Consider the following 10749-nt stretch of genomic DNA (forward strand, 5'->3'; position numbering starts at 1 on the left):
GCCTTGCCGGGGCTTTTCTTATCCCCTAACCCTCGCCGCTCGGAATCGATAGAGCGCGGAGCGCCATCATGAGCCTAGCCTTCCTCTTCCCCGGCCAGGGCAGCCAGGCGATCGGCATGGGCGCCGATCTCGCCGAGGCGTTCGCCTCCGCGCGCGAGGTGCTGCAGGAAGTGGACGACGCGCTCGGCCAGCACCTGGCGCGGCTGATGCGCGAGGGGCCGGAGGATCAGCTCACACTGACCGAGAACGCCCAGCCGGCGCTGATGGCCGTCAGCCTGGCGGTGATGCGCACGCTGGAGCGGGAGTTCGGCGTCGGGGTGGAGAAGGCCGCCTTCGTGGCCGGCCACAGCCTCGGTGAATATTCGGCCCTGGCCGCGGCCGGCGCCATCAGCGTGGCCGACACCGCCCGGCTGCTGAAGCTGCGCGGCCAGGCCATGCAGCGCGCCGTGCCGGTGGGCGAGGGGGCCATGGCCTCGCTGATCGGGCCGAAGAGCGACGTGGCGCTGGCCGAGGAGGCCGCGGCGGCCGGCTCAGCTGTGGGCGTCTGCGTCGTCGCGAACGACAACAACCAGGGCAATGTGGTGATCTCCGGCGCTAAGGCCGCCGTGGACCTGGCCATCGAAAAGGCCAAGGAGCTGGGGGCGCGGGCGATCCTGCTGAACGTCTCGGCGCCCTTCCACTGTCCCCTGATGCAGCCGGCCGCCGACGAGATGGCCGAGGCCCTGGCCGGCGCCCTGATCCTCGCGCCGCGGACGCCGCTGGTCGCCAACGTCACCGCCCGGCCGACGCTCGATCCGGAAGCGATCCGGCGGATGCTGGTCGAGCAGGTGACCGGCCGGGTGCGCTGGCGCGAAAGCATGCTCTGGCTGGTCGAGCAGGGCGGCGTGACCCGTTTCGCCGAGGCCGGCGCCGGCAAGGTGCTGTCGGGCATGGCCAAGCGGATCGCGCCCGACGCCGAGGCCGTCCCGCTGAACGCGCCGGCCGATCTCGAAGCCTTCGCCCGCAGCCTGTAGCCAGAGCCTCTAGAGAGACGCCCATGTTCGACCTGACCGGCAAGACCGCCCTCGTCACCGGCGCCACGGGCGGCATCGGGGCGGAGATCGCCCTCGCCCTGCACGCCCAGGGCGCGCACGTCGTCCTGTCGGGGACTCGGGAAGCCGTCCTGCGGGAGCGGGCCGCCGAGCTGGGAACGCGGACCTCGGCGGTTGCGGCGAACCTGTCCGATCCGGCGGCCGTTGACGGCCTGATCGAGGCGGCCGAGGCCGCGGCGGGCGCGCCGGTCGACATCCTGGTGGCCAACGCCGGCATCACTCGGGACGGCCTGCTGCTGCGGATGAAGGACGACGACTGGACCGAGGTGCTGAAGGTCAACCTGGAGAGCTACTTCCGGCTCAGCCGCGCCGCGGTGAAGGGCATGATGCGGCGGAGGAGCGGGCGCATCATCGGGATCACCTCGGTGGTCGGCGTCACCGGCAATCCCGGCCAGGCCAACTACGCCGCCTCCAAGGCCGGGATGATCGGCTTCTCGAAGGCGCTGGGCCAGGAGGTCGCCACCCGGGGAATCACCGTCAATTGCGTGGCGCCCGGCTTCATCGAAAGCCCGATGACCGATGCGCTGAACGAGGGGCAGAAGGCGCAGATCCTGACGACCATTCCCGCGGGGCGTCTGGGGGCGGGCGCAGATGTCGCAGCCGCCTGCGTTTACCTCGCCAGCGACGAGGCGGCCTACGTCACTGGACAGACCCTGCACGTCAACGGCGGCATGGCGATGATCTGAAGGCCTCGCCTTCCCATATCGGAACATGCTAACGCGCCAACGAGTATGAACGCGCCTGGCCGTTGTGGTTGACTTCACGGCCCGGCTCGCCGATGCAAAGCCTGAACTTAGAGGGACCTACCTAATGTCCGACGTCCTAGAACGCGTCCGCAAGATCGTTATCGAGCACCTGGACGCCGATCCGGAGAAGGTGACCGAGAAGGCCAGCTTCATCGACGACCTGGGCGCCGACAGCCTCGACAACGTCGAGCTGGTCATGGCTTTCGAGGAAGAATTCGATATCGAGATTCCGGACGACGCAGCCGAGCACATCCAGACGGTTGGCGACGCCGTGAAGTTCATCCAAGAGCGATTGGGCGCTTAAGCGCCTGATTCGGCTTAAGGTTTTTGGACCGCCGGGTCGGGGCCCCACCCTGGCCTCGGCGGTTCTTCCTTTGAGGACCGCCCCCGTTTGAGGACTGGCCCCGTTTGAGGACTGGCATGCGTCGAGTCGTCGTTACCGGTATCGGCCTGATCACCCCCTTGGGACAGGGGACGGAGATCACCTGGGCCGCCATCCTGGCCGGCAAGTCCGGCATCGGCCGGGTCACCACCTTCGATCCCGCCGACTATGGCTGCCAGGTCGCCGGCGAAGTGCCGCGAGTGGACGGCCGGGGCGGCGGCGGGGCCGATGTCGAGGGCTCCTTCGACCCCGACCAGACCCTGTCGACCCGCGACCAGCGCCGGGTCGACGACTTCATCCTCTACGCCATCGCCGCGGCGGACGAGGCCATCAAGGACAGCGGCTGGCAGCCGGAGGCTGAGGCGGACCGCGAGCGGACCGGGGTGATCATCGGCTCCGGGATCGGCGGGCTCGCCACCATCGAGCGCACCTCGATCGAGCTTTACGAGAAGGGGCCGCGCCGCGTGAGCCCGTTCTTCATCCCCTCGGCCCTGATCAACCTGGCGAGCGGCCAGGTCTCGATCCGCCATGGGCTCAAGGGGCCGAACCATGCGGTGGTCACCGCCTGCGCGACCGGCGCCCACGCCGTCGGCGACGCCGCGCGGCTGATCAAGTACGGCGACGCCGAGGTCATGCTGGCCGGCGGCGCCGAGGCGGCGATCTGCCCGGTGGGCATGGCGGGCTTCATCGCCGCGCGGGCCATGTCGACCAAGTTCAACGACACCCCGGAAAAGGCCAGCCGGCCCTATGACAAGGACCGCGATGGCTTCGTCATGGGCGAGGGCGCCGGCGTCCTGGTGCTCGAGGAGTACGAGCACGCCAAGGCCCGCGGCGCCAAGATCTACGCCGAAGTGGCGGGCTACGGCCTGGCCGGCGACGCCTTCCACATCACCGCGCCGGCCGAGGACGGCGACGGCGGCTTTCGGGCCATGAAGGCGGCGCTGAAAGACGCCGGCGTGGAGATGGCCGACGTCGACTACATCAACGCCCACGGCACCTCGACGCCGCTGGGCGACGAGATCGAGCTGGGTGCGGTGGAGCGGTTGCTGGGCAACGCCGCCGCCAAGGCGACGATGAGCTCCACCAAGTCGGCCACCGGTCACCTGCTGGGGGCGGCCGGGGCCATCGAGGCGGCGTTCAGCTGCCTGGCGATTCGCGACCAGATCGCACCGCCGACCATCAACCTCGACAATCCGTCCGTCGTGACGCCAATCGACCTGGTGCCCAACAAGGCCAAGCCGATGGAGATCAATATCGCGCTCTCCAACTCCTTCGGGTTCGGCGGCACCAACGCCTCCGTGGTGTTCAAGAAGGTCTCGTGAGCCGCAGGCCCTCTTTTCGAAAAAAGGGGAGCCGGCGCCGGCCGGTCCGCAAGGAGCAGGGGCCGCTCAAGCTAGCCGGTCGGGTGCTCGCCGCCGTCCTCGTCTTCCTTATCCTGGCCGGCGGGTGGGTGGTGTGGACCTATCGCGGTCCAGGGCCCGAGGCCCGGCACGGGCCCGCCACCACCGTGATCCTGGCGCGCGGCTCCAGCGTCGGCGAGATCGCCCGCGACCTGAAGGGGGCCGGCGTGATCGGCTCGCGCGAGGTCTTCCTACTGGCCGCCAAGCTGGGCGGCGCGGCGCGTCACCTGAAAGCCGGGGAGTACGTCTTCGCGAGCGGCCAGCCGATGGCCCAGGTGCTGTCGGATATCGAGCAGGGCAAGGTTGTGAAGCACTTCGTGGCCGTGCCCGAGGGCTGGACCAGCGACATGGCGGCCGACGCGGTGCGGGCCGAGCCGGTGCTGACCGGCACGGTCGAGGCGCCGCCGGAAGGCTCGATCCTGCCGGACAGCTACCAGGTCGAGCGCGGCGAGGACCGCGCCGAGGTGGTGCAGAAGATGCGCGCCGCCCGCGACAAGCTGCTGGCCCAGCTCTGGGCGTCGCGCGCACCCGACCTGCCGCTGCAGACGCCCGAGCAGGCGGTGATCCTGGCCTCGCTGGTGGAGAAGGAGACCGGGCTGCCCGCCGAGCGGCCGCGGATCGCGGCGGTGTTCGAGAACCGGGTCCGGGCCGGCATGAAGCTGGAGAGCGACCCGACCATCATCTACGGGATCACCAAGGGCCGGCCGCTGGGGCGGGGCATCACCATGAAGGAACTGGTGGCCGATACGCCCTACAACACCTACCGCATCGCCGGCCTGCCGCCGACCGCCATCGCCAATCCCGGGCGCGCGGCCCTGGCGGCGGTGCTCAATCCTCCGAAGTCCGACGAGCTGTTCTTCGTGGCGGACGGGACCGGCGGGCACGTCTTCGCCTCGACCTTCGCCGAGCATCAGGCGAACGTAGCCAGGTGGCGCGCCATCGAGCACGGGCGCGCGGCGGCGGCGGGAGCAGGGAAATGAGCCTTTCCGGCATGACCGGCTTCGGTCGGGCGGAGGGCGCGCTGGGCGCCTGGAGCTGGGCTGTGGAGGCGCGCTCGGTGAACGGCCGGAACCTGGAGGTGCGGTTCCGCGGGCCGCCGGGGTTCGAGGGCCTGGAGCGGGCGGCGCGGGAGGGCGCGCATAGCCGTTTCCAGCGTGGGCAGCTGACGGTCGGCCTGCAGGCCAAGCGCAGCGAGGGCGCGGGTGCGGTCCGGCTCAACCTGGAGCAGCTTGAGCGCTACCTGGCGGCAGGTGCGCCCTATGTCGCCTCCGGCCAGGCGATGCCGCCCAGCCTCGACGGCCTGCTGGCGCTGCGCGGGGTGATCGAGGTGGCCGACGCCATCGAGGATCCCGAGGCGCAGGCGGCGCTGGAAGCCGCCATGGCGGTGTCGATCGCCGCGGCCCTGGACGGGCTGGCGGCCGGCCGCGCCGAGGAGGGCCGGGCGCTGGAAGGGGTGCTGGGCGGCCTCGTCTCGCGGATCGGCGAGCTCACCGGCAAGGCCTCGGCGCTGGCCGCCGGCCAGCCGGTGCTCATCAAGGCCCGCTTCGAGAAGCGGCTGACCGAACTGGCCGGCGAGGCGGCCACCGAGGAGCGTATCCTGCAGGAAGCCGCCGCCATGGCGATCAAGGCCGACGTGCAAGAGGAGCTGGACCGCCTGCGCGGCCACGTCGACGCCGCGCGCGCCTTGCTGGACGTAGAGGGCGGGGTCGGCCGCAAGCTCGACTTCCTGACCCAGGAATTCATGCGCGAGGCCAACACCCTGTGCTCCAAGTCGGCCTCGGGCGCCTTGACCTCCGTGGGCCTGGACCTCAAAGCCACCATCGAGCAGTTCCGCGAGCAGGTGCAGAATGTCGAGTGAGCGGTCCGCCATCGCCGTCTCGGGGGCCGATGACGCCTCCAAGCCCTGGGAGACGGTGCGGCGGGGGATGCTGCTGCTGGTGTCGAGCCCATCGGGGGCGGGCAAGACCTCGCTGTCGCGCCGGCTGGTCGCCGACCACCTCGACCTGATCCTGTCGACCTCGGCCACCACGCGGGCGCCGCGCCCTGGCGAGGAGGAGGGGCGGGAGTACTATTTCAAGAGCGGCGAAGAGTTCCAGGCGATGATCGCGGCCGGCGACTTCCTCGAGTGGGCCGATGTGCACAATCATCGCTACGGCACGCCGCGGGCGCCGGTGGAGGCCGCGCTGGCGGCTGGCAAGGACGTGCTGTTCGACATCGACTGGCAGGGCGCGAAGGCCATCGCCGACCAGATGCCTAGCGACAGCGTCCGGGTGTTCGTCCTGCCGCCGTCCTGGTCGGACCTGTCGCGGCGGCTGCATGCGCGGGCCCAGGACAGCGAGGAGATCATCAACCTGCGCCTGGACCGCGGCCGCGAAGAGATCACCCACTGGGGCGAATACGACTACGTGATCGTCAACAAGAACTTCGACCGCGCCTACGCCGACCTCGGCCACATCTACCGCGCCGAGCGGATGAAGCCGGGCCGGAACCCCTGGCTGCCGGAATTCGTGCAGGGCTTGGCGGAGGAGTAGGGGCGGCCGGTCCCGCCTAGCGGTCCGCCAGGGCGTCGAGGGCTTGCGGGCCGAGGCGGTAGAAGAACCGGTCGGTCTGGGCCGCGCCGCCGAGGCGGTCATAGAAGCGAAGGGCGCCGGCGTTCTCGGTAGCGACGGTCCAGTCGATGCGCCGGAAGCCGCGGTCGCGGGCGGCGCGGGCCAGGGCGCGCATCAGGCTCTCGCCGACGCCGGAGCTCCGGGCCTGCGGCGAGACGTAAAGCTCCTTGAGGAAGAAGCCGCCCGAAAGCCCCGGCCCCGGATAGAGGTTGGCGACCGCGGCCAGGCCCACGAACGATCCGTCCGGCCGCTCAGCGACGAAGATGTCGACGCCGGTGGGCAGCTGCGTCAGGTCGGCCTCGACGGCCGGGAGCTCCGGATGCGGCGCGCCGTACTCCTGCTGCATCTGCGTCAGGAGACGGGCGAGCGCCGGCGCGTCGGCGGGGTCGGTCGTCCGGATGACGAGGGCGTCGTCGACGCTCATCAGGCCGCGCAAGCCTGTTGGCAAGCGGCGGCGAGGGCGCGTCGGGTAAGGGGCTTGTCGACCACCGGGGCGGCGGTCTTGCCGGTCAGCATGTCGGCGTTGCCGGTGACGTAGACGTGGGGGATCGGGCCCAGCTTGTCGGTGATCGCCACCATGGCTTCGATGCCGGTGCCGCCGACGATGCGGATGTCGGCGGTCACCAGGTCGGGACGATGGGCCAGGGCGCTTTTCACCGCGTCGTCCGGGTTGTCGACGATATCGCAGCTGTGGAAGCCGAAGTCGTGCAGCAGACTTTCGACCTCCAGCGCGATGAGCATCTCGTCTTCGATGATGAGGGCGTGCCGGCAGGCTTGCGGAGCGGTCATGAGGGGCCGTCTTGTGGTGGGGTGATGGAGTGGATGGGAGCTACGTCGACCTGCGACAACCTGAGCATTGTCACCGGGTCGAGGCGTTCTGCAACGCAATAAAGCAGTCTAACCAATGTTTTGACCACCGTGTGGCGGACTTGGGGCGCCGCGAGGCATGACTCGCGCGGCGCCTGGGCTCATCATGGGGCATGGACCACGACCGCCCGCCGGAGATCGACGCCGAATACCGGGTGGTCCATGGGCCCTGGCCGCGGTGGGCGCTGCAGCTCGGCCTGTTGAAGCTCGCGCTCAGGACGGCCGGCGTCGTGGCGGTGCTGGTTCTTGTGGCGGTGTTCGTGGCGGCGTGGGTGCTGCGCGCGCGGTGACGCTAGCCGGACGGCTGCTCCGGCCACTGGACGAGGTTGCGGGCGTGCGCCCGGGCGGCCATTTCGGCGAGCAGGGCCTGGGCGAGCTGGTCGAGGGGGGAGCCTTCGCTGTAGTCGCCGGGGCCCGCCAGGTGGGCGCGGCCGTCGTCGCGCAACTCCAGCGCTGCAGCCATGCTCTTGGGACTTCGGGGGTTGTAAACAGCGACGGCAGAGCCGCCCTGGTCGGTGACCAGGCGCATGGTGGGGACGTCGGTCGTGCCGTCGCCGAAATAGGCGATGCGGTCGAAGGGGACGGGCCGGTCATCTTTCGCGACGGCCCTGTTGATCGCCGCGTCGTCCCACTCTTCCAGCGTCCATTTGTTGATGCGGAAGAGGTACTGGGTCTTCGAGGTGTAGTTGACGCCGAGCGCGATGCCGATGGCGTCCTGCTCTTCGTCGAACATGAAGGCGGAGGCGTAGATCCGCTCGAAGTGGCGGGCGATCGGCGAGCCTTCGATCAGTTCGCGGTTGCCGGACGAAATGATGAAGTGGCGCAGGTCGAGCTGCAGCTCCTCCGCGCGCGCGTTCTGGCGCTCGAACCAGCCCTCGACACCCGGGAAGAGCGGGATGGAAGCGCCCCGGCGGCGCCAGCTCTCCAGACTAAGCTCGCGGCCGCGTTCGCGGGCCTTGCTGAGCATCAGATGCATGTACGCCAGGATGGGATCGCCGCGCTGCGCCTTGGCCAGGACCTTCGTTTCCTCCCAGAAGTCCTGGTGATTCATCCCGAGCTCGTCCGGGATGAAGGCGTGTTCCTGCATGTTCCCAGGCGCGAGCGTGCCGTCGAAGTCGTAGGCGAAGACTACCCGGGGCCGCTCGAAGCTCATGGCGCAGTCCTAGCGGGCGGCGGAGCTTTGAGGAACGGCCTTCAGGGCGCGGGCCGGCGGCGGGACCAGACGATGAGGGCGATGCCGGCCAGGGACAGCACGCTGCCGTAGATCGCCCACTTCAGGTCGCCGGTCATGAAGCTGCCGGGCAGGATGTTGAAGCCCTGCAGGGTCCAGATACCGCCCATCAGGATCATCAGCACGCCCAGGATGGTGAGCACCACACGCACGGCCTAGCGGCCCTTGAACTGGGCGGGGCGCTTTTCGACGAAGGCCCTGATGCCTTCGCGGGCGTCCTCGGTGCGGCCGGCGTCGCCCTGCACGTAAGCCTCAGCTTCCACCTGGTCGTGCCAGGCCGCGTCGAGCGAGGCCCAGATCAGGTTGCGGGTGTAGCCCAGCGAGATGGGCCCGTCGGCGAGCTGGGTGGCGAGCGCCATGGCGGTCGGCATCAGTTCGGCGTCCGGGACGCAGCGGTTGATCATGCCCCACTCGAGCGCCGTGGCCGCCGGCAGCTTCTCGCCCAGCAGGGTCAGCTCCATGGCGCGCGCCTTGCCCACCAGGCGTGGCAGCAGGTAGGTCGCCCCGCCGTCGGGGACGAGGCCGATGCGGCGGAAGGCCTGCAGGAAGTAGGCGCTCTCGCCGGCCACGATCAGGTCGCAGACCAGCGCCAGCGAGGCGCCGACGCCGGCGGCCACGCCGTTGACGGCGGCGACCAGCGGCTTGGGCGACTTCCGCACCGCGCTGACGAAGGGGTTGTAGACCTTGAGCAGGGACTGGTTGGGGCCGCCCGGGGTGTCGGTGATCCGTCCGCCGCCGGAGAGGTTGGCGCCGGAACAGAAGCCGCGGCCCTCGCCGGTGAGCACGATGGCGCGCACCTGCGGATCGGCGACGAACGCGTCGAAGGCCGAACGCAGGCCATCCATCAGGTCGACGCCGGCGGCGTTGAGGGTGGCAGGGTCGTTGAGCGTGATGATCCCGATGCGGCCCTGGACCTCGGTCCTGACCTTCGCGGGCGTGGCGGCGCCGTCCATGGGGTGTCCTCCAGTTCGAGACTTGCGCTCGATCTAAAGGAGTCTACCCCGGCGTCAGCCTAGCAGAAAGCGCGCTTGGGACGCGCCCCCTCCGTCTCGCGCCTGTGACGCGAGCCACGTCCCCCGCACGCGGGGAGGTTAGGCGGCGGCGACGGCGGCCAGCGGCGGCGCGGCGCTGGTGCGGTTGCGGCCCGCGTGCTTGGAGGCGTAGAGGGCCGCGTCGGCCCGTTCCACCAGGCTCGCGGTGCTCTCGCCGGCCAGCCGTTCGGCGTAGCCCGCCGAGACGGTGACGGCGCCCAGGTCCTCATTTGTCGAGCGGCGCTTGAGCGCGCGGGAGGAGATCTCGACGCGGATCTCCTCGAGCACCGCCATGGCCATGCGACCGTTCTCGGCGGGGAAGATGATGGCGAACTCCTCGCCGCCGTAGCGGGCGGCCAGGCGCGGCGTGGCGCCGAGGCGGCCGATGACGCTGGCCACATAACGCAGCACCTGGTCGCCGATCTGGTGGCCCCAGGCGTCGTTGAAGCCCTTGAAGTGGTCGATGTCGATGATCGCCAGGGTGACCGGCTCCCCCTCGGCGTCGGCCTGCTCGCAGATCTGCGCCAGGCGCTCGTCGAAGGCCTTGCGATTGGTGAGGTTGGTCAGGCCGTCGGTCATGGCGTCGCGGCGGACCTGGTCGAGGCTCTCGCGGAGGCGGCCGAGCTCGGCGGTAGTCTCCGCAAGCTGGCTTTCCAGGACCGCGTTCTCGCCCTGCACCTTGCGGGTGGCGTTGGCCAGGTTGGCGACCACGGCCTTGACCGGGCCGGCGTGGTCGCCGCCCAGGCGCTCGGAGGCGGTGGCCAGCTCCTGGCCGTATTCCTCGCTCGACTTCTGGGCGGATTCGATGGCGCGGGTGACCGACTGCAATTCCTTCGACAGGACGTCGCCAGCCTCGAGGATGTCGCCGTTCAGGCGGGCCTCCGGCAGGTAGTGGGCGGCGAGCGCCTCGCCGACGCTTTCGGTGATCGGTTCGCCGGCGGTCAGCAGGCGGTCGATCTCCTGGGCGAGCGGGCTCTTGCCCTCGATGACGTAGTGCACCCAGAGCTCGAAGTTGCGTGCGGTCGGCCAGACCTGGTTCGTCTGCATGACCTCAAGCGCCCGGCGCGCCACATCGTAGCCCTTGGGGCTGCGCAGCGTGGCTTGGATGTCGGCCGACATGATTTCAGTCTTCCCAGCAGGCGGCCGCGCTATGCGGCCAGTCCCTAAGTGGAAGGGGAATCTAGGCGGGGAACACCAAACGATGGGTTAAGGCGGGCGCGACCCGGCGCCGGCCCGCGCCTAATCCTCGGAGCGCGGCGGGGGTGGCTTGGAGAGAAAGGCCGGGACGTCGCGGCCGAAGCCCACCACCCCGTCGTCGCCATCGTCGCGGTCGCGGCGGCGGGCCTCAGGCGGGGCGCGATCCTGCGGCGGCCGCGGCGGACGGCCGCCGCC

Annotated in this window: 14 protein-coding genes; 8 read left to right on the plus strand and 6 right to left on the minus strand. The window is 70.2% G+C overall.

What is annotated here, in order from left to right; genetic code table 11:
- Positions 1-68 precede the first annotated feature (68 nt).
- The 7 genes from fabD to gmk all read left to right on the plus strand — a co-directional run bounded on the left by fabD (position 69) and on the right by gmk (position 6150).
- Positions 69-1013, plus strand: a complete 945-nt coding sequence (gene fabD / locus JWP28_RS00825; protein WP_299538896.1) for an ACP S-malonyltransferase — start codon at positions 69-71, stop codon at positions 1011-1013.
- A gap of 23 nt (positions 1014-1036) precedes the next feature.
- The gene (gene fabG / locus JWP28_RS00830) at positions 1037-1777 is read left to right on the plus strand and encodes a 3-oxoacyl-[acyl-carrier-protein] reductase (protein ID WP_299538898.1); all 741 of its coding nucleotides are present in this window, start codon (positions 1037-1039) and stop codon (positions 1775-1777) included.
- Positions 1778-1901: 124 nt separating this feature from the next.
- A complete protein-coding gene (locus JWP28_RS00835; RefSeq protein ID WP_012522113.1) occupies positions 1902-2141 on the plus strand; it encodes an acyl carrier protein in 240 nt (79 codons plus the stop codon).
- A gap of 116 nt (positions 2142-2257) precedes the next feature.
- A complete protein-coding gene (fabF, locus tag JWP28_RS00840; protein WP_299538902.1) occupies positions 2258-3541 on the plus strand; it encodes a beta-ketoacyl-ACP synthase II in 1284 nt (427 codons plus the stop codon).
- 83 nt (positions 3542-3624) lie between these two features.
- A complete protein-coding gene (gene mltG, locus JWP28_RS00845) occupies positions 3625-4599 on the plus strand; it encodes an endolytic transglycosylase MltG (protein WP_299538904.1) in 975 nt (324 codons plus the stop codon).
- The gene (locus JWP28_RS00850) at positions 4596-5477 is read left to right on the plus strand and encodes a YicC/YloC family endoribonuclease (protein ID WP_299538906.1); all 882 of its coding nucleotides are present in this window, start codon (positions 4596-4598) and stop codon (positions 5475-5477) included. The genes mltG and JWP28_RS00850 overlap by 4 nt, the downstream gene beginning before the upstream one ends.
- A 67-nt stretch (positions 5478-5544) precedes the next feature.
- Complete coding sequence (gene gmk / locus JWP28_RS00855) at positions 5545-6150, plus strand: guanylate kinase (protein WP_299538924.1); 606 nt, start codon at positions 5545-5547, stop codon at positions 6148-6150.
- Between the two features lie 16 nt (positions 6151-6166).
- On the opposite strand, the gene JWP28_RS00860 is transcribed toward gmk, so the two are convergent.
- Positions 6167-6652, minus strand: a complete 486-nt coding sequence (locus JWP28_RS00860; RefSeq protein ID WP_299538908.1) for a GNAT family N-acetyltransferase — start codon at positions 6650-6652, stop codon at positions 6167-6169.
- On the minus strand, positions 6652-7017 hold the full coding sequence (locus JWP28_RS00865) for a response regulator (RefSeq protein ID WP_299538910.1): 366 nt from the start codon (positions 7015-7017) through the stop codon (positions 6652-6654). Before JWP28_RS00865 ends, JWP28_RS00860 begins: the two co-directional genes overlap by 1 nt.
- A gap of 191 nt (positions 7018-7208) precedes the next feature.
- Here JWP28_RS00865 and JWP28_RS00870 point away from each other — a divergent pair, with 191 nt between their 5' ends.
- Positions 7209-7385, plus strand: coding sequence for a hypothetical protein (locus JWP28_RS00870; protein ID WP_299538912.1), 177 nt, complete (start codon positions 7209-7211; stop codon positions 7383-7385).
- Between the two features lie 2 nt (positions 7386-7387).
- Here the strand turns inward: JWP28_RS00870 and JWP28_RS00875 are convergent, their stop codons facing one another.
- The 4 genes from JWP28_RS00875 to JWP28_RS00890 form a co-directional block, all read right to left on the minus strand.
- Entirely contained in the window at positions 7388-8248 is an 861-nt protein-coding gene (locus JWP28_RS00875) for an HAD family hydrolase (RefSeq protein ID WP_299538914.1), read from the minus strand.
- Between the two features lie 41 nt (positions 8249-8289).
- Positions 8290-8478 (minus strand): hypothetical protein, encoded by a 189-nt coding sequence (locus JWP28_RS00880; protein ID WP_299538916.1) that lies wholly within the window; start codon positions 8476-8478, stop codon positions 8290-8292.
- 3 nt (positions 8479-8481) lie between these two features.
- Positions 8482-9279: an enoyl-CoA hydratase/isomerase gene (locus JWP28_RS00885; protein ID WP_299538919.1), complete on the minus strand. Its 798-nt coding sequence runs from the start codon at positions 9277-9279 to the stop codon at positions 8482-8484.
- Between the two features lie 138 nt (positions 9280-9417).
- On the minus strand, positions 9418-10476 hold the full coding sequence (locus JWP28_RS00890) for a GGDEF domain-containing protein (protein WP_299538921.1): 1059 nt from the start codon (positions 10474-10476) through the stop codon (positions 9418-9420).
- Positions 10477-10749: the final 273 nt, after the last annotated feature.

The sequence above is a fragment of the Phenylobacterium sp. genome, assembly GCF_028290885.1.
GTDB lineage: Bacteria > Pseudomonadota > Alphaproteobacteria > Caulobacterales > Caulobacteraceae > Phenylobacterium.